This window comes from Thiomonas sp. 13-64-67 (genome assembly GCF_002282795.1).
GTDB classification, from domain to species: domain Bacteria; phylum Pseudomonadota; class Gammaproteobacteria; order Burkholderiales; family Burkholderiaceae_C; genus Thiomonas; species Thiomonas arsenitoxydans.
The window spans coordinates 29,769-49,565 of the sequence record NZ_NCKP01000036.1 but is presented as its reverse complement, the minus strand read 5'-3'; the positions used below and the strand labels follow the sequence as shown (position 1 = coordinate 49,565).

Here is a 19,797-nt window from a genome sequence, read left to right as displayed (position 1 = left end):
GCTCTTCACTGAGTTTGTCTGATCGCATGGAGCCCCCGAAAAAACCCAAGCTTCGCTCAGCTCAGACTCATTGAAAAGATGGGTTCGGCAAACGCTTACAAGGAAATGACCTCGGGCTCCTGATGATCCACCCTGCCCGGCCAAGCTCACTGCAGGTCGGGCGCCCACCCGATTTTCTAGGCGACCCATGACTACCCACACCACTGCGCAGGCTGTCCCACCCATGCTCGACGTGCAGGGCATTGAGGTGATTTACAACCATGTCATCCTCGTCCTCAAGGGGGTATCCATTCGCGTCGACAAGGGACGCATTGCAGCGCTGCTCGGAGGCAACGGGGCAGGGAAAACCACGACCTTGCGCGCAGTGTCGTGCCTGCTTCGTGCCGAGCGTGGCGAGGTGACCAAGGGTTCCATTCACTATGAAGGTCACCGGATCGACAAGGAGGACGCACCCGCCTTGGTTCGCCAAGGTGTGGTGCAGGTCATGGAGGGACGACACTGCTTTGCCCACCTGACCATTGAGGACAACCTGCTTGCCGGCGCCTACAGCCGCCGCGATGGCAAGGGTGCGGTGCAAGCGACCCTCGATAAGGTCTACACCTACTTTCCACGCCTGAAAGAGCGTCGTCACAGCCAGGCCGCTTATACCTCGGGCGGCGAACAGCAAATGTGCGCCATCGGCCGTGCGCTCATGGCGAGTCCGAAGCTCATCCTCCTCGACGAACCTTCGATGGGCCTTGCGCCGCAGGTCGTCGACGAAGTGTTCGCGATCGTTCGCGAGCTCAACCAACGCGAAGGTACGACTTTCCTGCTGGCCGAGCAGAACACGGCCATGGCCTTGCGCTATGCCGATCACGGCTACATCCTGGAGAACGGCCGTGTGGTCCTCGATGGCGCTGCGGCGGATCTGGCCGCCAACGATGACGTACGGGAGTTCTATCTCGGTCTGGCCGACCGGGGCCAGAAGTCATTCCGGGAGGCGCGAAGCTATCGCCGTCGAAAACGCTGGCTGAGTTGACCCGGCGGTAACCGTCAACAGATACCGAGGAGTAACCGTAGTCATGGAATGCCACGATACCCCCTATGACGCCCTTGAGACTCGGTCCGCAGAGCAGCGAGAAGCCGAGTTCTGGAAGGCCCTGAGGCTCACCGCCGCGCATGCCAAAGCCAATGCATCAGCCTGGGCAGATAGGCTGCGCGAGATAGAACCTGAAGAACTTACTGGGCGCGACGCACTCGCACGCATTCCAGTCTTGAGAAAGAGCGAGCTGCTGGCATTGCAAAGAGCAAGTTGCGAGCGCGGTGGCGATGTGTTTGCTGGCCATGCCACCGTTGGTTGGACCACGCAGCAGCCACACCGGGCCACCGCACTCCGCGTATTCAGCTCCCCTGGCCCCATCTATGAACCTCAAGGCAGCGGCATTGATCCCTGGCGCATGGCGCGCGCCCTGCACGCAGCTGGGTTGCGCCCTGGGGAATTGCTGCACAACAGCTTCTCTTACCACTTCACCCCGGCAGGGGCCATGCTCGAAGGCGGCGCGCATCGGCTCGGATGTACGGTTTTTCCCGCTGGAATCGGACAGACCGAGTTGCAAGTGCAGGCCCTCGCCGATTTGGGCGCGCATTGTTATGGCGGAACGCCCTCATTTCTCGGCATCCTGGTCGATCGCGCCCAAGCGTTGGGCATCGCGCTGCCAAGACTGACCAAGGCACTCGTCTCTGGAGAAGCATTGAACAGTGCGCTGCGCGAGCGGCTGGATGCCGCAAACATTACCGCATTGCAATGCTATGCCTCCGCAGATGTGGGCCTGATCGCCTTTGAAACCCGAGAACGAAACGGATTGCTTATCGATGAATCCGTGCTGATCGAAATTTTGGATCCAAACAATCGTCCCGTCCCTGATGGCGAGGTCGGTGAAGTGGTTGTCACCGTACTCAACTCGGCATACCCGCTGATTCGTTTCGGCACAGGTGATCTGTCCTCTATCGTTCCCGAATCGCGTCACACTCCGCTATCTTGCGGCCGCACGCAATTGCGCATCGCAGGCTGGATGGGCCGAGCTGATCAGGCCACCAAAGTAAGAGGCCTTTTCGTTCACCCGCATCAGATTCAGGATGTTCTGAAACGCCATCCAGAAGTCCGCTGGGCACGACTGGAAGTGTCGCAGCGCGACGGAGAAGATCAAATGCAACTGATCTGCGTCTCGGAAGTGGCATCGCCCAACCTGGCCCAAACCCTGCAACAAACGATGCGCGACCTCACAAAGCTGCGCGCCGAAGTCACCTGGCAGTCCAGCGAAAATTGGCTGCAGAATGCACCTACCATTTCAGACCTTCGTGCCAGACCTTCAAGCCAAGCTCAGGCCGATGGTTGAGGCGACAACCCCATCATGCCCGGACCGACCGCTGAATTCTGGAACGAACGCTTTCTCACCCACACGACTGGATGGGATCGCGGCGCGGTACATCCACAACTTCTGCACTGGATCGCCGAGGGCACGCTCGAACCCTGTCGCATTCTGGTGCCGGGCTGTGGCGCGGGGCATGAGGTTTTGCATCTGGCGGCCGCAGGGTTTGAAGTCACCGCGTTGGACTACGCGGAGCAGGCCGTCGCCCTGGTGACCGAGCGCTTGCAGAAACAGGGCTTGAGCCCGACCGTTTTGCAAGCCGACGTGCGGCAATGGGACGCCCCGCAACCGTTTGACGCCATCTGGGAGCAAACCTGCCTTTGCGCGCTTTACCCGGACGATTGGATGACTTACGCTAATCGGCTGCATCACTGGCTGGCACCACATGGGCGGCTCTTCGCCCTGTTCATGCAGACCGCAAAACCCGGCGCAGAGGAAGGGTGGATACAGGGCCCGCCCTATCACTGCGACATTCTGGCCATGCGCGCAGTATTTCCTTCCACACGATGGCAGTGGCCCAAGCCGCCCTACCCGCGCGTTCCGCACCCCGGCGGTTCGGCCGAACTGGCGCTCGTGCTCTCCCCAGTTGTATCAGACGCGCGGAAATAATCGGCCATGCCGTTCGATCTGGGCAGCGCGGCAGGTCGCCGCTTGAGCAGCGATTTTTCCGACGTTTTGGCGTTCAAACAACGAAACTCCCAAGCCCGCAGTTTGTCTGCATCGAGAATTTCCACCCCGCCATACCGCAGATGCAGCACGCCGTCCGCCTCCAGCCGTTGAAAGGCCTGATTCACCCGCTGGCGCGACAAATGACAAAGCTGGCCGATTTCTGACTGGGTGACTTTCAGCGCGCCGCCATTCGCACCGGAGAGCGGGTGAAACAAATGCCGCAGGGTTCGGGCGACAATCGATTCAGCACCGCTTTGCTGATCGTCTAGCGCCTGCAAAGTCATCAGTTCGAGACGGTCATTGAGTTGCTGCAGCAGGTAATGGTTGAAGGCAATATTGCGCTCCAGCAACCAGAGAAAAGTTTCGCGCGGCACCAGCGCCAATTCGCAAGTGCGTATGGCTTGGGCCTGATAGCGCCACACCCCCAACCGCATCAGCGTTCCTTCGCCGAACCAACCGCCAGCCCCCACGCCGGAATAAACCAACGGTTTGCCAGTGGTCGTTGTCACGGTAAATTTCGCAAGCCCCGACATCAAGCCGATCCAATGCTGGGCCGTTTCGCCCAAAGGCTGCAGCGCCTGCCCTGCTGGCACGCTCTGGTAGCCCACTTCCGAAGCCACACGGGCCTTTTCTACTGGCTGCAAACGCCCCCACCAGCCGCTGCGGGCTGCCCAGATTGGCGTTTTGGAGTCGTTCATGCAAGTGTTTCCTGGCTCAGGCTCTATGCTCGCGATTTTTTGCCGTCACTCGCATGACTGCGTGTAAATATCATGACTTAACGCAATGCAGCGTTGAGAGCGTCACCCATAAAAAAACCGGGTCATCCCCGGTTTTTATGTTGCGAGCCTCACTCGCAACATGCAGGCAAAGCGCCGTGCTGTATTCAGATCAGGAAAGATTCCTTGCTTTTGCCGCCGTCCACCGCGCTTTGAAGCCAGCGCGGCATTTTTCCGCGGCCAGTCCAAGTTTCGCCCGTCTGCGCGTTGCGATATTTCGGCGCGACCGTCGATCCCTTGGACGACGCCCCGCCACGACGCGAACCGAGATCGGCCAAGGTAATACCGTATTCATCCATTTTGGCGCGAATATCGCTCACCACGGCAGCAATCTCTGCCTTGCGTTGCGTTTCAGCCTGCTGTTTGAGGGCTTCAATCTGTGACTGCAATTCTTTATACGTTGCCATGAGCACCTTCTCCTGTGTTGAAAGTTAAAACCGGGCCCATCATACGACAAAACAAAAAATAAAAAAGCCCGCACAAGGCGGGCTCATTCATAAGCACTGGAATGCTTCAATCCATCATTCGATGGCCTTGGTGATATCTTCTACGACCTTTTTGGCATCGCCGAAGACCATCATGGTTTTGTCCATGTAAAACAGTTCGTTATCCAAGCCGGCATACCCTGCAGCCATCGAACGTTTGTTCACGATCACCGTTTTTGCCTTGTAAGCCTCAAGAATTGGCATACCGGCAATCGGTGATTTTGGATCGGTCTTCGCCGAAGGATTGACCACGTCATTGGCGCCAAGAATCACGGCGACATCAGCCTGCCCGAACTCTGGGTTGATATCGTCCATTTCGAAAACCTGGTCGTAGGGCACCTCGGCCTCGGCAAGCAGCACATTCATATGGCCCGGCATGCGGCCAGCCACAGGGTGAATCGCATATTTCACATTCACGCCGCGCTCGGTGAGTTTCTGCGCCAGTTCCTTGACCGCATGCTGCGCGCGGGCCACGGCCAAACCGTAACCGGGCACGATGATGACTGTTTCGGCATTGGACAAGAGAAACGCGGCGTCGTCCGGGCTGCCCGATTTCACCGGGCGTTGCTGCACCGCTGCGGCGGTTGTGGAAGACTCGGCGCCAAACCCGCCCAGAATCACGCTGATGAAAGACCGGTTCATCGCCTTGCACATGATATAGCTCAGAATTGCACCGGAAGATCCGACCAATGAACCGGCGATGATGAGCATATTGTTTTCGAGCGAAAAACCAATGCCAGCCGCAGCCCAACCGGAATAGCTGTTGAGCATCGACACGACCACGGGCATATCGGCGCCGCCGATGGGAATAATCATCAGTACGCCCAACACGAAGGCCAACGCCATCATGATGAGAAAGGGCGTCCAAGCCGCCGTAGCCCAGAACCAAAGACCAAAAGCGATAGCCGCCAGAAAAATAATCAGGTTGAGCCAATGCTGCCCGGCAAACCGCACGGGCGCGCCCTGGAACAGGCGGAATTTGTAGCGCCCAGCGAGCTTGCCAAAGGCGATGACCGAACCGCTGAAGGTAATGGCGCCCACGACCGTGCCGATGAAAAGCTCGATACGGTTCCCCGGAGGCAGCGGGTCACCTGCAGCTTGAACGATGCCGAAGGCGTGGGGCTCGGCGACTTCGGCCACGGCGATACACACTGCGGCCAGACCGATCATGCTGTGCATGAAAGCCACCAGCTCGGGCATTTTGGTCATTTCGACGCGGTTGGCCATAAAAGCGCCAATGCCGCCGCCGACCACCAGCCCGAGTAGCACATATCCGAGACCAAGCGCCCCGGCATCGCCGCCCACCTTAATAATCAAGGCGACTGTGGTGAAGACGGCGATGACCATACCTGTCATGCCGAACACATTTCCGCGCCGGCTGGTCGTTGGGTGCGACAAGCCTTTGAGCGCTTGAATGAAAAAGACCGCTGCGAGCAAATACAGCAGGGTCACGAGATTCATGCTGAGTGTCATAAATTGAGTCCTTGATGCTGCGAGTCACCTGCCGCGGTTCGAAACAGATCGGTGCGACATCTGTTGGCGAAGCGGTAACGTCAGGTATCTATTGGGGTGTGATTTAGCTCTTGCCGGCTGTTTTCTTTTTGAACATGGCCAGCATGCGCCGCGTCACGAGAAAGCCGCCGAATACATTGACCGCGGCCAGCGCAACCGCGAGGGTTCCCATGATTTTGCCCAGAGGCGTCACGGTCAACGCGGCGGCCAGCATGGCGCCCACGATGATGATGGCGGATATGGCGTTGGTCACCGCCATCAGCGGGGTATGCAAAGCCGGGGTGACATTCCAGACCACGTGGTAGCCCACATAGATTGCCAAAACAAAAATAGTGAAATTGATCACCAGAGGAGAGATTTCATGCATGGCTCAGTCCTTTTTCAGGATGAAAATCATTGACAGAGTGAAAAATCAGGCCGTCTTGCGCAGCAACTGTCCATCGCGGCACATCAGGCAGGCGGCGACGATGTCGTCTTCCATATTCACCACAAAGCCCTTTTCCTTGTCGAACACCAGTTTCAGAAAATCGAGCACGTTGCGCGCGTATAGAGCCGATGCATCGGCGGCCACGAGAGCGGGGAGATTGGTTTCTCCCACCAGGGTCACGCCATGCTTGACCACGGTTTTGCCAGCTTCGGTCAAAGGGCAGTTGCCGCCCTGCGCTGCGGCCATGTCGATAATCACCGAACCCGGTTTCATCGACTTGACCATTTCCTCGGTAATCAGCACCGGCGCCCGGCGGCCCGGAATCAGCGCCGTGGAAATGACCACATTAGCCTGCTTGACCCGCTCGGCAACAAGGGCGGATTGCCGCTGCATCCAACTGGCGGGCATCGGACGGGCATAACCGCCGACGCCTTGGGCAATATCGCGCTCTTCATCGGTCTCGAAGGGCACGTCGATGAACTTCGCGCCCAGCGACTCGATCTGCTCTTTCACCGCAGGACGCACATCCGAAGCCTCGATCACCGCGCCCAAACGTTTTGCCGTGGCAATGGCCTGCAAACCCGCCACCCCGGCGCCCAAAATCACCACGCGCGCGGCCTTGACCGTGCCCGCAGCAGTCATCAGCATGGGCATGAAACGCTGGTAAACATTGGCCGCCAATATGACGGCCTTGTAACCGCCGATATTGGCCTGGCTGGACAATACGTCCATGCTCTGCGCACGCGAGGTACGGGGCGCCGCTTCGAGGGCAAACGCTGTCAGGCCCGCGTCGGTCATGGCCTGCAAGCCTTCGGCGTTGAACGGGTCGAGCATGCCGACCAACACAGTGCCGGGCTTCATCAGCCCAAGTTCCTCGGCTGTGGGGGGCCTGACCTTGAGCACCATTTCGGCCGCAAAGGCCTCAACGCGATCACCGATGGTGGCGCCCACGGCGATGTAATCTGCGTCGGGGGCGTCAGCGCGCAGGCCAGCATCGGCTTGCATCACCACGGTGTGCCCCTGGGCAATCAATTTTTTGACTGTTTCCGGTGTTGCTGCAACACGGGCTTCGCCGGCCAAAGTTTCCGCCGGAATGCCGATACGCATGGAGTCTCTCCTTTGAAGTCTGCTTTATCGGGGTCTGAACGCAGCACGAACACGAGATCGTTTCAGCCCCACTCAGTCGGAACAAATCTGCTTGCCTAAGCAATAGATCCAAGCGCAGCATTATCCCGCGTTTTCCCTAAGATTGCTGCAGCGCAAATTACGTACATCAGGAAATCTCTTTTGCTTTTTTTAATATTTTGCATCAAGCCCTATTTCTATTTCTTGCATTCTTGCCGCTATGCGATTTGATCCCTCTGCGCGTCCTCGCGTCACCGTTGCCGCCATCGTCGAACAGGACGGTCGTTTTCTGCTCGTCGAAGAGCAGACGGCGGGTGGCCTGCGCCTGAACCAGCCCGCAGGCCATCTGGAAGTGGGTGAAAGCCCGCTACAGGGCGCGGTACGTGAAGCACTGGAAGAAACCGGCCGGGTGTTCGTCCCCACCGGCCTGGTGGGCGTGTATCTGTCGCGCTCCCAGCGTCAAACGGCCAGCGGTCATCAGGACGTGAGCTATCTGCGGCTCACGTTCTGCGGCGAAGTCTCTGCTGCAGACCCGGGGCGCGCGCTGGACGAGGGCATTGTGCGCACGTTGTGGATGGACCTCGACGCCCTGCGCGCCAGTGCCAGCCGTCATCGCAGCCCGCTGGTGTTGCGCTGCGTAGAGGATTACTTGCGGGGGCAGCGCTACCCCCTGGAACTGATCGCCACCGACCCGAGTGTGTTCGGTTGAACCCAGCCTTCTTTCTACAATTTGCGCATGACATCTTCTTCTCGCGGCACCGTTGTGGTCGGGCTTTCCGGCGGGGTCGATTCCTCCGTTTCCGCCTGGCTGCTCAAACAGCAGGGCTACACGGTCGTTGGCCTGTTCATGAAAAACTGGGAAGACGACGATGACAGCGAATACTGCTCCACGCGTCAAGACTGGCTCGACGCCGCGAGCGTGGCCGACCGTATCGGCATCGATATCGAGGCGGTGAATTTCGCCGCGGAATACAAAGAGCGGGTGTTTGCCGATTTCCTGCGCGAATATGCCGCCGGACGCACGCCCAACCCGGACGTGCTGTGCAACGCCGAGATCAAGTTCAAGGCCTTTCTCGACCATGCCATGCGCCTGGGCGCAGACCGCATCGCCACCGGACATTACGCGCGGGTGCGTGAGACCGACCACGGCTTCGAGCTGCTGCGCGGGCTGGACGCCTCGAAAGACCAGAGCTACTTTCTGCACCGACTCAATCAGGCGCAGCTCGCGCGCACGCTGTTTCCGGTGGGCGAGCTGAACAAGACCGAAGTGCGCAAAGTGGCCGAAGCGATAGGCCTGCACAACGCCCGCAAAAAAGACTCCACCGGCATCTGCTTCATCGGCGAGCGCCCGTTTCGCGACTTTCTCAGCCGCTACCTGCCCACGCAACCCGGCGCGATGAAAACCCCGGAGGGCAAAACGGTAGGCGAGCATCTGGGACTGGCGTTCTACACCCTCGGACAGCGCAAAGGCATCGGCCTGGGGGGAAGCAAGAGCGGCAACGGCGAGCCCTGGTTCGTGGCCGGAAAAGATCTGGAACGCAATCAACTCATCGTGGCACAAGGCCACGATCATCCGCTGCTGCTAAGCCACACGCTGCAGGCGCTGTCGGCCAGTTGGGTGTCGGGCACGGCGCCCGCTGAGGCGGCCTGCGGCTACGGTGCGAAAACCCGTTATCGTCAGGTGGACGCCGCCTGCCGTTTTCAGGACCAAGGCCCTGAGCGCTTCACCTTGAAGTTCGACGCACCGCAATGGGCGGTGACACCAGGACAGTCTGCGGTGCTGTATGACGGCGAGGTCTGCCTGGGCGGCGGCATCATCGAGGCCGCATCGAGGAACGACTGAAAATTTTCAGTTCATACGGGCCAGCAGGGTTTCAACTTCGTCGAGCATGGCGCTGAGCCTGGGCTGCTCGCCGCCCTCGGTGGGCTCTAGACGCCCGTCGAGTTCCTGCTCCAGAAAGCACACGGTCATGCGCACAAAAGTGCTGTCGAGCGCCTTGCGCACGGCTGAGAGCTGCTGAGCCACCTTCAGGCAGGGTTCGCCCTCTTCGATCATTCGCTGCACGCCGCGCATCTGCCCTTCGGCACGCTTGAGGCGGTTGAGAATGTCCGTGCGAGAGGCTTCGTTGGTCAGAACTGACATGGTGATGGCTCCGGGAATCTGTATGGGCTTGGTGCTGCGTTTCATCCAATCTTCTCCATCATAGGCGAGCGGCTCGAATCCGTCGGCCGCGTCCGCCAAGCCCATTTAAGCCGCATGAATCAACGCCACCGGCTCGGGTGCGAGCAAGCTGCCATCGCGCAGGCCGCGCGCCGTCGCCAGGGTCAACCAGCCGATGATCACCGAGGCCAGCGCCAGCGCCAGAATGGCAAAGGTCTGCATCGCACCGTTTTGCGTCATGAGGGCGAGGTGCATCGACAGTCCGGCAAACGCAGCCAAGGGAAAGGACAGCGCCCAGTGGCCGATGGTGAAGGCTTCTTGCATCATCGGCTTGAAGGACAGAAAGCTCAGGATGACGAAGAACAGCGCAATGCCCCACGCCCCTTCCAGTGCCTCGACGGGTGCACCCAACTGGGCAAGGCCCAGGCCGCCGGCCGCCGGAGGTGCTACTGTGATGAACAGCATGGGCAAGAGCTTGCGCGGCAGCATGCCGAAGGCCGCGACGCGCACCATGAACAGCACCAGCACCACGACAAAAAACAGTGCACCGATTGTCCATTGCGCTACAGACCAGATCTGAAAACCGAGAGCGACGCCGGCAAAGGGCACGACCACATTGCCCGCCGCAGCCAGAAAGAGCGCAGGGGTAATGCCCGCCCAGTTGGGGCCTTTTTCAGTCGCTGCGCTCTGCCGCAGGCGATGAAAGACCCATACCGTCGCAGCCAACTGAGCCAAGGCGCCGAACATCCAGAATCCTGCCATCCAGACGCTGTTGGCGCTCAGAACCTGCACGGCAAACCCGGCAACGCACATCGGCCAACCAGTCGGATGCATGCCGCTGCAATCTCAGCCCGGTAAGCAGCGCGAGCAAGCCCAGCGCGCCGATGGCGGCCCAGCCCAGCACTTGCGAGATCATGGCCGCAGGTTCACCGAGCAGGGCCGTGGCCTGATGCCAAGCCAAAGCGAGGCCGCCCCAGCCCAGCACCACGGCAAACCAGCCGGGCGCGAGGAATTTGAGGCGGGGATGAGCCGAACGTGCCATCACCCTGCCCGATCAGCCGCAGCAGTTGGCTTTGGAATCGGGCACACCCAGTTTGCGCAGGAAAAAGCCCAGCGGGCACAGATTGGTGAAACCGAACTGCAGCAGGTTGGCGCCCACGAAACCGGTGAACAGCAGGAACCACTGCGAGACGAAGATCGGGCTCGCGGGTGCGCCCAACAGCACTGAGATCAGGATGAATGTGCCGGCAATGACACGGATATAGCGTTCGACAGTCATTTGAAAATCTCCAAGGTTGTGTTGTTGAATCGTCAGATTCAGGTCGTCAGCACAGGCTCAGCCGGTGCGGCCGGAGCCTTGGGCGGAACTTTGGGCTTCACCCGGATCTGCCAGACGTAGTAGAGCAGAGGGATGACGAGCAGGGTGAGGATGGTGGACAGCAAGGTGCCGAAGATCAGCGATACGGCCAGGCCACCAAACACCGGATCGGACACCATGATGGCCGAGCCGAACATGATGGCCAATGCCGTGAGCAGAATCGGCCGCAGACGCACTGCCCCTGCCTGCGCGACCGACTCTTGCAGGCTGTAGCCGCGAGCCCGGTAATCGAGGATGAAGTCGATGAGCAGCAGCGAGTTGCGCACCACGACGCCCGCGAGCGCGATGACCCCGATCATCGAGGTGGCAGTGAACGACTGATGCGTGATCCAGTGGCCGGGGAACACGCCGATGAGCGTCAGCGGAATGGCCCCCATCACAATGACCGGCAGCAGGAAGGACTTGTAATACGCCACCAGCAGCAGGTAGATGAACACCAGCGCCACCATGAAGGCCGCGCCCAGATCTCGGAACACGTCGAGCGTGAGGCGCATTTCGCCACCCCACAGCAGTTGATAGCCCTTGAGGTCGCTCGCTGGAGTTTCGGTGAAGCCGAGGTTGCCGGTGGTGAAGGTGGTGCCGTTGGCCAGTTTCTTGCCGTCGAGCATGGAGTTCAGGCTCAGGGTGGCATAGACCGGGCTGGAATGAATCATTTCGCCCCCCACATAAACCACGGGATGCTGGTCACGGCTGTAGATGGGTTTGGCCAGCGTAGTCTTCTCCACCGTGGCGATGCTTGAGAGCGGAATGACCTTGCCTTGCGCATTCTGGATCGGCACGTCGAGCAGTTGCTGCGGGTTCTGGCGATCGGCGCGCGGCACGCGCACGATGATGTTGACCGGCTCCAGCGCGTTGCTGTCATGCACCGCACCGACCTTCAGCCCCGACACATAGTTGTGCAGCAGCTGGATGATCTGCCCCGGCACGATGCCCGACATCGCCGCTTTCTGGCGGTCGATCTTGATGCGGTATTCCGAAGATGTGGACGTCACCGAGTCGTCCTGGTTCATCAGGCCATAGGTTTTGTCGAAATCGCCCAGCACGTCTTTCGCGGAGGAGCGCAGAGTCGCATAGCTCGGGCCATACAGCTCGGCCATGACCTGCGCACGCACCGGCGGGCCCGGCGGGGTTTCGAACAGTTTGATGAAGGTCGATGGGAAACGCGCGCGCACCGGGGCGAGCTGCTCGTAGAGCTTCTGCACAATGGCATGCGACTCCACCGAGCGCTCGTCCTTGCCCACCAGATTGACGCGAATCTGCGCAAAGTTGTCGCCGCGCTTGAGCATGTCGCCGCGCACCAGCGAGGCGAAGTCGATCGGCGCCGCCTGCCCAACGAAGGTCTGGTAATCGACCACATAAGGATTGGTCGCCAGCACATCGCCCACCGCACGCGCCACCTGATCGGTGCGCTCGAGCGTCGAGCCCGCCGGGGTGTCGATCTGCACCAGGAAGGTGTTGGTGTTGTCGTTGGGCAGCATCTTGAGTTCGACGCCCATCGCCGACAAGGGGCCGTTCATGCCCGAGGGGCGGATGAACTGCCAGGCCGGCATCAGCATGGCCGCGATGAGCAGCAGCAGCACGGCGAGGAACATCAGGTTGCGTTGAACACGGTTGCGCAACAGCGGCTCGATCAGGCTCAGATAGGCCGTGTGCAACTTGTCCTGCTTGTGCGCGCCTTCTTCTTCCAGGCTGCTGCTGTGCGCCAGCGCCTCGCGCATCGCTTTTTTGCTCAGCCAGACGCGCGCCGCCCAGGGCACCACGGTATAGGCCAGGATGAGCGAAGCGATCATGGCCACCGGTACGTTGATCGGAATGGGCCGCATGAAGGGCCCCATCATGCCGCTGACAAAGGCCATCGGCACGAAGGCCAAAATCACCGCCAGCGTGGCCATATTGGTGGGATTGCCGATCTCGTTGGTCGCCTGAATCACCGTTCGATTGAAGTTCTTGACCGGCCCGCCATGCAGGTGGCGGTGGATGTTCTCGATCACCACAATGGCGCCATCCACCAGCAGACCCAGCGAGAGAATGAGCGCGAACAGGGTGATGCGGTTGATGCTCTGGCCGACGATCAGATCGACCGTGAGCACGGCGAACAGCGTCAGCGGCACGGTGAGCGTCACGATGCCGGCCTCGCGCCAGCCGAGGAAAAACCACAGCAGCAGCGACACGCTGACAATGGCGATGCCCAGATGCTCCACCAGCGTGTTCACCGCCTCGTTGGCCTTGTGGCCGTCGTCGCGGGTCACGGTGACATGCACGCCCTGCGGCAGCGCATAGCTCTCAATCTCGCTGAGCTTGGCGAGCACATCGTGCACCACGACCACCGCATTGGTACCCGATTTTTTGGCGATGGCCAGGGTGACCGCGCTCATCTCCTGACCATGCGGCTTGCCCTTGGCGGCCAGGCCCCAAGCGAAGTGCGACAGATCGTCCACCTGTTCCGGCCCTTCGGTGACCTTGGCCACATCCTTCAGATAGACCGGCTTGCCGTTTGGCGCGCCGATCAGGATGTCGCCCACCTGCTGTGCGTTGCCGAGGAAGCTGTCGATGCGTACCGGGGTGACCTTGTTGCCATCGACCAGATTACCGATGGGCGCCGCCGCGTTGCTGCCTTGCAGAATCTTGTCGAGCTGTTCGAGCGGAATGCCGGCGGCCGCCAGCTTGCTCGGCGAAATCGCCACGTTCACCGCGCGCGGTGCCCCCCCCACCACTTCGGTGAACGACACCCCGGGCACGTTGCGCAGATGGGCCAGCACCTTCTCACCCACGTCGCGCAATTGCATGCCATTCATCGTCGCGGACGACAGTGTGAGGGTGAGGATGGGCACGTCGTCCACATTGATCGGCTTGATCACCGGCTGCATCGCCCCGGGGGGAATGCGGTCGAGGTTCTGCATCAACTGGTTGTACATCTTGACCAGGCTTTTCTCCTGGTCTTCGCCCACTTTGAACTGCACTGTGACCACGCCGAAATCGTTGGTCGCATAGCCATAGGTGTGATCGACGCCGGACATCGAGGCCATGATGGCTTCAAGCGGCTTGACCACCAGATTCTGGATCTCCTGCGGCCCGGCCCCCGGCTTGGCGACGATGATGTTCGCCGCCGGCACCACGATCTGCGGGTTGTATTCGCGCGGCGTGACCAGCAGCGCCAACACCCCGGCGAGGGTGAGGCCGACCATGATCAGGGCGGTGATTTTTGATTCGATAAACGCGCGGGCCAGCTTGCCCGCGCTGTTCATGGGAGCCGCATGTTCAGCCACGGTTGCCTCCGCCGATCTTCACGCCGTTTTCCACTGCAGGCAGATTGCTGGTGACAATGGTGTCGTCCGCGTTCAGCCCGGCCTGAATTTCGACATCGGCGCCCATTTCCGCGCCCAGACGCACCAGACGGAAGTGAGCAATGCCGTCCTTGTCGACCACGAACACCCCGGTCATTCCGGCGCGATCGACCACGGCGCTTTGCGGCACGCGCAACTGCGGCGAGCTGCCGACGGCAAAGCCCACGCGCACGAAGCTACCGCTGTCCAGCCCGGCGTTGGCCGGCAGGTCGATCTTCACCGTGTGGGTATGGCTCATCGGATCAGCCACCGGCACGGCCTGGGCGATGGTGCCCTGCAGCGATTTACCGTTTGCCAGCACCTGCACCTTGTCGCCCACCTTGATCTTGGCGAACACCTCACCCGGCACCTGTGTCGTCACCTGCAGCTTGCCCTGCCCTTCAATCACCAGCACCGGGCGGCCCGGCGCGGCCAGGTCACCCTGGTTGGCCATCTTCTGCACCACCACACCGGTAATCGGCGAGGTCACGGAGGAATAGCGCATCTGCGCGGCAGCGGTGTTGTAACCGGCCTGTGCTGCGGCCACCTGCTCCTGCGCCACCTGATAGCGCAGCTGCACCTGATCCCATTGCTGCTTGGGAATGGCTTGTTCCTTGTAAAGATTGCCGAAGCGCTCGAAATCACCCTTGGCGTTGGCCAGATTGGCCTGCGCCTGCGCCAGCCCAGCGCGGGCCTGCGCCACCTGGCCCTGAATGTCGGTGGGATCGACCTGGAACAGCAACTGCCCGGCCTTCACCGTCTGCCCTTCTTTGACATTGAGGGTGCGGATATAGCCCATCAACCGCGAGGCGACCTGCACCTGATTGCTCGACATCACCGTGCCCGACAGCAGGGTGAGGTTTTGCTGATCGCTCGAAGCGAGCTTGAGGGTTTGCGCCGCCACCACGCGGGGTGCGGCGGCGGTTTGCGCGGTCTCGGAGGGATGGCCGCAGGCCGACAACAGGGCCGTGGACAGCACGAGGGCCAGCGGCGCGCGGCGCAGCAAAGGCAGGACAGAATGATTCATGGCGGTCATGAGAGAAAGATCAGATTCGGATGCACTTTGGAAAACGACAGGCTGCGAACGGGAACAGCATCCAGACGGTCGCGCTCAAGGGTTGGAAGGGGAGACAGCCGCAACAGCCTGCGCCGTCGCGAGCTGCGCCACCGGCTTGATCGGCTGCGTGGCGTCGAGCGTCAGATCGCCGATGGCTAGCCGCAATGCGGCGCGTTGCAGATTGACCTGCTGCTTGGCCATGATGAGATCCGCCCGGGCCTTGTCGAGCTGTGCCTGCGCACCCTGCACTTCCACCAGCGTGCCCACGCCATCGGCATAGCGCTTGCTGACAATGCGCGCGGCTTCTTCCGACTGCTTCACCGCCAGCTCGCGAGTCTTGACCTGATTGGCGGCATCGGCCGCCTTGCGATAACTGTCTTGCACCTGCATGCCGAGCTGGTTCTGTTCGCTCTGCAGTTTGGCCTGCAGTTCCATACGCTGGGCCACGGCCTGATCGACCGCGTTGCGCGTCACACCGCCGTCGAAAATCGTCCAGTTGAGCTGTGCCCCCACGGTGTAGCTGCGCGATTCGAAGCCGAGGTTGGGATCATTGGTATCGAAGCGCGCCATGGCGCCGACTTGCGGATAACGGTCAGCGCGCGCCACCTCGATCTTGCCGCCCGCCGCGGCGATCTGGTGCTGCAGCGCTTGAATTTTCGGATTGCGCTCCATCGCCTGTCCGACCCACGCATTCGGGTCGCCCTCGGGCATGGTCACCATGACTTCCGGCCCCAGGGTGATGGGCTGATTCAGCGGCACACCGAGCACCACATGCAGCGCGTCCATCGCCTGCGCTTCCATATCGGCGGCCTGATCCTGTTGCAGCTTCACGTCTTCCTGACGCACCTGCGCGGAAAGCAAATCGCTCTTGATCACCATGCCTTGCTTGAACAAGCTGTCCACCGTTTTCACCTGGCTTTGCGCCGCCTCCAGCGCCTTCGCCGCCACGCCCTTGAAGGCACGCGCGGTGTACACGCCGTCATACGCCTGCAGGGCGTGGTAGATGATCTGCTGCCTGGCCGCCTGATCACCGGCCTGCGCCGCCATCAGCATGGAGCGGGCCTGTTGCAGATACCCCTGCAGCTTGCCACCGGTGTAAATCGGCAGCTCGGCCTGGATGCGGGTATTGAAATTGTTGACCGAACCGGGGTAATTGAGCGAGTTGGGCGCCACACTCAGCACATTGGGGTTGGTCGGGTCAAACTGCCCGGCGCCGAAATCGTTGAACGTCGCCTGCCGCTGCGACAGCTTGATGCCGAAGGCATTGAGCGCGTCGTTGGTGCGGGTCACCCCTGCCGAGACCGTGACCTTGGGCATTTTGGCGCCCTCGGCCTGATTGATGCCGGCACGCGCCTGCGCCATCTGCGCTTGTACCCCCATCAGATCGGGGTTTTGCCTCAGCGCCACTTCCACCGCCTGGCGGAAATCCAGCGTTTCAGCCTGCGCCGACGCCAAACTCCCCAGAACGTAAAGACAAGCACCTGCCAACAACCCGACGCGCACGCGTCGAGGTATGGAATCCGTCATCATCCAGCTCCGCCAGAAAGAGGAAATCTAACCAAGGAATGCGTGTAACCGCCCCTGAAGCACCTACACCCTCAGGTGTATAGCCCCCACGCGGGGCAGACTGCTGCCGAGAATAGCCGCCCTGCTGGGCGAGGTCACGCGATATATACAGACCGGAGTATATCAATACCCATGGGGGTATATGATTTCCCGTTTTGCAGAGGGGCGATTTGTCGCCAAGGCGCGACAAACCTCTTTCCGACCTTTCCGACCTATCCGCGCTCAGGCCGCCCCCGGCTTGGCCTTGAGCGCCTGCGCACTTTCTTTCAGCGCGCGGTCGATGAAGGCGCCGTAAAAATCCGCCGTCGGCGCCCCGGTGATGCGCTCGCCGATCTCTTTACCGCCGGGCCCGAAAAACAACACTGTCGGCGCAAGCCGGATGCCGAACTGCCGAGCCAGTTGGACGCCCGTCGTCGGCTTGCCATCGAATCCGGTGACCGGGGTGCGGCTGGTGATCTCGATCTGCTGCACCACATAGCCTTCTTTAGCCATGAACTGATACTGAGTGCGCCGCAGCTTTTCGCAGAACGGGCAATTGGGCAGACTGAACATGACTATGAGAGGCTGATCCTTTGCCGCGGCCTGAAGTGCACTCTGCTGCAGGTTCTGCACCGGCGGCAGCGGCGTTTCCGCCCAGGCCACGCCTGCCGTCAGGCTCAGCAAAAGCAGTGAAACAAGGCGCAGAAACTGTCGCCACTGTTGGTTTAATGCGACGAAGCCCTCGCGAAGATCGCACTGAGCGCCCCCAGGGCTGGACTGCACCCAGCCCGGCCCCCGTGGGGGGCAAGGAAACTTGGGGCGGCCCTGCGTTTCCTTGAGAGAAAACACCTTCATCTTCGACATACTGACACCTCGACTCCGAAGTCACGGGATAATGGGGGTATGTTATCCACAGCCCGATACCCAGCGGCAGCGTCAGTGATCCGTTTTTCCACCCTGCTGCTTACCGCTGCGGCGCTTCTCAGCGCCTGCTCTCCCGCACTCGACTGGCGCGATGTGCGACCGAAAGACATCAACATTCTGCTGACCTATCCCTGCAAACCGGAGCAGATCGCGCAGGACGTGGAGCTGGCCGACCAGAAAATAAAAATGAGCATGACCGGCTGCGTGGCCGACAAAATGACCTTTGCGCTCGCCCACGCCCAGCTGCCCAACCCCGCGCTGGCCGCCCGGGCGCTGGCTCAGTTGCATCAGGCCGCGGTGGACAATGTGCATGGCAAGGTCACCTTCTCATCGCCTGACATTCCCAAAAATGCCACACCGGGTCTGCCAGACGGCCTGGATCTTCGCATCGACGGTCAGACACCTGACGGCAAGCCGGTGCGAGAGCGGGTTTTGCTGTTCAGCCAAGGCAATAACGTCTATCAGGTCACGGCGTTTGCCCCCACAGACGACTTCAATGATGAAGCGGCGCAAACTTTCGCCGGATCTGTGAATTTATCCCCCTCCCCCTGAAAACCAGCGACCTATCATGCAAAGCAGGTTCACTCGCCGGTAAGGTTCGTATGCCCGGTCTATTCATCATTGCCCACGCCCCGCTCGCCAGCGCCTTGAAAGAATGCGCCAGCCATGTGTACGCCGGATGTCCGCAAAAGTTGCTGGCTTTCGACGTGGCGCCCGACGCCGTGGTCGAAGACACGGCGCAGGCCGCCCTGCCCGCGCTGCGCCAGGCCGCGGCAGATGGCAGCGCCCTGGTGCTGGTCGACGTTTTCGGCGCCACGCCGAGCAATATCGCGCTGCGACTGTCCGAGCTGGCGGGCGACCTCAAGCTCAAGATCGTGGCCGGGGTGAACCTGCCCATGCTGCTGCGGTCGGTGTGCTATCAGGCTGAGTCGCTCGACGGTCTGGCCGCCCGCGCGACGGCTGGCGCCATTCAGGGAGTGGTTCAGGTTTCCGCAGACGCCCCACAACAACAGTCCCTCCGCAGTCCTTCTCATGCCGCAACGCATCATTCAAGTCAGCAATAAGCTGGGTTTGCACGCCCGCGCGTCGGCCAAGCTCACCAAGCTCGCGGGACAGTTTCCCTGCGACATTTTCATTTCCAAGGGCGCGCGTCGCGTCAACGCCAAAAGCATCATGGGGGTGATGATGCTGGCGGCGGGCATCGGCTCCACCGTCACGGTCGAAGCCGAAGGCGATCAGGCCGATATCGCCCTCGACGCAGTGCAGGCGCTGTTCGACGACAAGTTCGGCGAAGGCGAGTAAGCGCGGCGCAAGGCCTCGCAGCTTTACATATCTTCACCCTCGCGAGACTTGCGGGCAATCGCCGCCTCGCAAAATGGATTCATCGTCACTTCCTTTTCAAGGACTGCCATGAATCCTCAAACCTCTTCTCCTTCCACGCCCGCCAAGGTGTCGCGGCTGCGCCGCACTCTGGGCATGGTCAGCGCCGCAGTCGTCGTCGCCGTGGCCAGCCACGCCGCGCTGGCCAGCGCGCAAACCCCGCCGCCCGATGCCCCCATGCAGCACGGCGCCATGGGGGGCAAGATGGGACATTGTGGCCCCGGCAAACACGGCGAACGCGGCATGGAGCGCATGCTCTCCAAAGCTGGCGTCAGCCCGGAGCAACGTGACAAAATGCGCGCGCTGCAAAAACAATCCTGGGAAAAAGCTCGCCCGGAAATGGAGCAAATGCGCGGTCTGATGCAGCAGCGCATGAAACTGCTGGCCGCGCCGCAGATCGATCGCGGTGCACTCGAGGCCTTGCGCGATAAGCAGATGGCCCTGGCCAACCAGCTCTCGCGCAACCGCACACAGACGCAGTACGAAATGGCGCAAATCCTCACCCCCGAGCAACGCGCCAAGCTCTACGCCATGATGGAGCACCGCATGGAGCGCATGGAACATCGTCACGGCCACGGCATGGGCCCTGGCATGATGCAATAAGGTTTCTTCACAGAGGGGCGCAGG

20 protein-coding genes and 1 pseudogene are annotated in these 19,797 nt (G+C 61.0%); 9 read left to right on the top strand and 12 right to left on the bottom strand.

The genetic code is table 11. The features are described from left to right. Positions 1–187: 187 nt before the first annotated feature. From B7X30_RS10185 to B7X30_RS10175, 3 genes are read left to right on the top strand one after another with little or no spacing between them, the layout of a single operon-like run. Complete coding sequence (locus B7X30_RS10185) at positions 188–1,018, top strand: ABC transporter ATP-binding protein (RefSeq protein WP_013122570.1); 831 nt, start codon at positions 188–190, stop codon at positions 1,016–1,018. 43 nt (positions 1,019–1,061) lie between these two features. Then, positions 1,062–2,375: a phenylacetate--CoA ligase family protein gene (locus tag B7X30_RS10180; protein ID WP_286730444.1), complete on the top strand. Its 1,314-nt coding sequence runs from the start codon at positions 1,062–1,064 to the stop codon at positions 2,373–2,375. A gap of 15 nt (positions 2,376–2,390) precedes the next feature. After that, complete coding sequence (locus B7X30_RS10175; RefSeq protein ID WP_286730443.1) at positions 2,391–3,017, top strand: SAM-dependent methyltransferase; 627 nt, start codon at positions 2,391–2,393, stop codon at positions 3,015–3,017. Here the strand turns inward: B7X30_RS10175 and B7X30_RS10170 are convergent. From B7X30_RS10170 to B7X30_RS10150, 5 genes are all read right to left on the bottom strand, one after another. Then, the gene (locus tag B7X30_RS10170; protein ID WP_286730442.1) at positions 2,936–3,775 is read right to left on the bottom strand and encodes a Crp/Fnr family transcriptional regulator; all 840 of its coding nucleotides are present in this window, start codon (positions 3,773–3,775) and stop codon (positions 2,936–2,938) included. The genes B7X30_RS10175 and B7X30_RS10170 overlap by 82 nt on opposite strands. 185 nt (positions 3,776–3,960) lie before the next feature. Then, positions 3,961–4,260 (bottom strand): H-NS histone family protein, encoded by a 300-nt coding sequence (locus B7X30_RS10165; RefSeq protein WP_276707111.1) that lies wholly within the window; start codon positions 4,258–4,260, stop codon positions 3,961–3,963. A gap of 114 nt (positions 4,261–4,374) precedes the next feature. After that, positions 4,375–5,811: an NAD(P)(+) transhydrogenase (Re/Si-specific) subunit beta gene (locus B7X30_RS10160; RefSeq protein WP_286730441.1), complete on the bottom strand. Its 1,437-nt coding sequence runs from the start codon at positions 5,809–5,811 to the stop codon at positions 4,375–4,377. 103 nt (positions 5,812–5,914) lie between these two features. Further along, positions 5,915–6,217, bottom strand: coding sequence for an NAD(P) transhydrogenase subunit alpha part 2 (locus tag B7X30_RS10155; protein WP_013122565.1), 303 nt, complete (start codon positions 6,215–6,217; stop codon positions 5,915–5,917). Positions 6,218–6,262: 45 nt separating this feature from the next. Continuing rightward, entirely contained in the window at positions 6,263–7,384 is a 1,122-nt protein-coding gene (locus tag B7X30_RS10150; protein ID WP_286730440.1) for a Re/Si-specific NAD(P)(+) transhydrogenase subunit alpha, read from the bottom strand. 238 nt (positions 7,385–7,622) lie between these two features. On the opposite strand from B7X30_RS10150, the gene B7X30_RS10145 reads away from it, so the two are divergent. Then, entirely contained in the window at positions 7,623–8,111 is a 489-nt protein-coding gene (locus B7X30_RS10145; protein ID WP_286730439.1) for an NUDIX hydrolase, read from the top strand. A gap of 27 nt (positions 8,112–8,138) precedes the next feature. Continuing rightward, the gene (gene mnmA / locus B7X30_RS10140; RefSeq protein WP_286730438.1) at positions 8,139–9,245 is read left to right on the top strand and encodes a tRNA 2-thiouridine(34) synthase MnmA; all 1,107 of its coding nucleotides are present in this window, start codon (positions 8,139–8,141) and stop codon (positions 9,243–9,245) included. 6 nt (positions 9,246–9,251) lie between these two features. Here mnmA and B7X30_RS10135 read toward each other — a convergent pair whose 3' ends face one another. From B7X30_RS10135 to B7X30_RS10105, 7 genes and pseudogenes are all read right to left on the bottom strand, one after another. Next, positions 9,252–9,590, bottom strand: coding sequence for a metal-sensing transcriptional repressor (locus B7X30_RS10135; RefSeq protein ID WP_324345551.1), 339 nt, complete (start codon positions 9,588–9,590; stop codon positions 9,252–9,254). Positions 9,591–9,650: 60 nt separating this feature from the next. Next, positions 9,651–10,605: pseudogene (locus B7X30_RS10130) on the bottom strand (SLAC1 family transporter). 12 nt (positions 10,606–10,617) lie between these two features. Then, complete coding sequence (locus tag B7X30_RS10125; protein ID WP_013105126.1) at positions 10,618–10,842, bottom strand: YgaP family membrane protein; 225 nt, start codon at positions 10,840–10,842, stop codon at positions 10,618–10,620. 38 nt (positions 10,843–10,880) lie between these two features. After that, entirely contained in the window at positions 10,881–14,207 is a 3,327-nt protein-coding gene (locus tag B7X30_RS10120) for an efflux RND transporter permease subunit (protein WP_286730437.1), read from the bottom strand. Continuing rightward, positions 14,200–15,291 (bottom strand): efflux RND transporter periplasmic adaptor subunit, encoded by a 1,092-nt coding sequence (locus B7X30_RS10115; RefSeq protein WP_041608564.1) that lies wholly within the window; start codon positions 15,289–15,291, stop codon positions 14,200–14,202. Before B7X30_RS10115 ends, B7X30_RS10120 begins: the two co-directional genes overlap by 8 nt. Before the next feature lie 84 nt (positions 15,292–15,375). Beyond that, entirely contained in the window at positions 15,376–16,848 is a 1,473-nt protein-coding gene (locus tag B7X30_RS10110; protein ID WP_286730436.1) for a TolC family protein, read from the bottom strand. A gap of 261 nt (positions 16,849–17,109) precedes the next feature. Continuing rightward, positions 17,110–17,730 (bottom strand): thioredoxin fold domain-containing protein, encoded by a 621-nt coding sequence (locus B7X30_RS10105; protein ID WP_286730435.1) that lies wholly within the window; start codon positions 17,728–17,730, stop codon positions 17,110–17,112. 75 nt (positions 17,731–17,805) lie between these two features. On the opposite strand from B7X30_RS10105, the gene B7X30_RS10100 reads away from it, so the two are divergent. The 4 genes from B7X30_RS10100 to B7X30_RS10085 all read left to right on the top strand — a co-directional run bounded on the left by B7X30_RS10100 (position 17,806) and on the right by B7X30_RS10085 (position 19,773). Then, positions 17,806–18,342 (top strand): hypothetical protein, encoded by a 537-nt coding sequence (locus B7X30_RS10100; protein ID WP_286730434.1) that lies wholly within the window; start codon positions 17,806–17,808, stop codon positions 18,340–18,342. Between the two features lie 50 nt (positions 18,343–18,392). After that, positions 18,393–18,854, top strand: a complete 462-nt coding sequence (locus B7X30_RS10095) for a PTS sugar transporter subunit IIA (protein WP_286730433.1) — start codon at positions 18,393–18,395, stop codon at positions 18,852–18,854. Beyond that, the gene (locus tag B7X30_RS10090; RefSeq protein ID WP_013105118.1) at positions 18,823–19,092 is read left to right on the top strand and encodes an HPr family phosphocarrier protein; all 270 of its coding nucleotides are present in this window, start codon (positions 18,823–18,825) and stop codon (positions 19,090–19,092) included. The genes B7X30_RS10095 and B7X30_RS10090 overlap by 32 nt, the downstream gene beginning before the upstream one ends. 108 nt (positions 19,093–19,200) lie before the next feature. Next, complete coding sequence (locus tag B7X30_RS10085; protein WP_286730432.1) at positions 19,201–19,773, top strand: Spy/CpxP family protein refolding chaperone; 573 nt, start codon at positions 19,201–19,203, stop codon at positions 19,771–19,773. Positions 19,774–19,797: the final 24 nt, after the last annotated feature.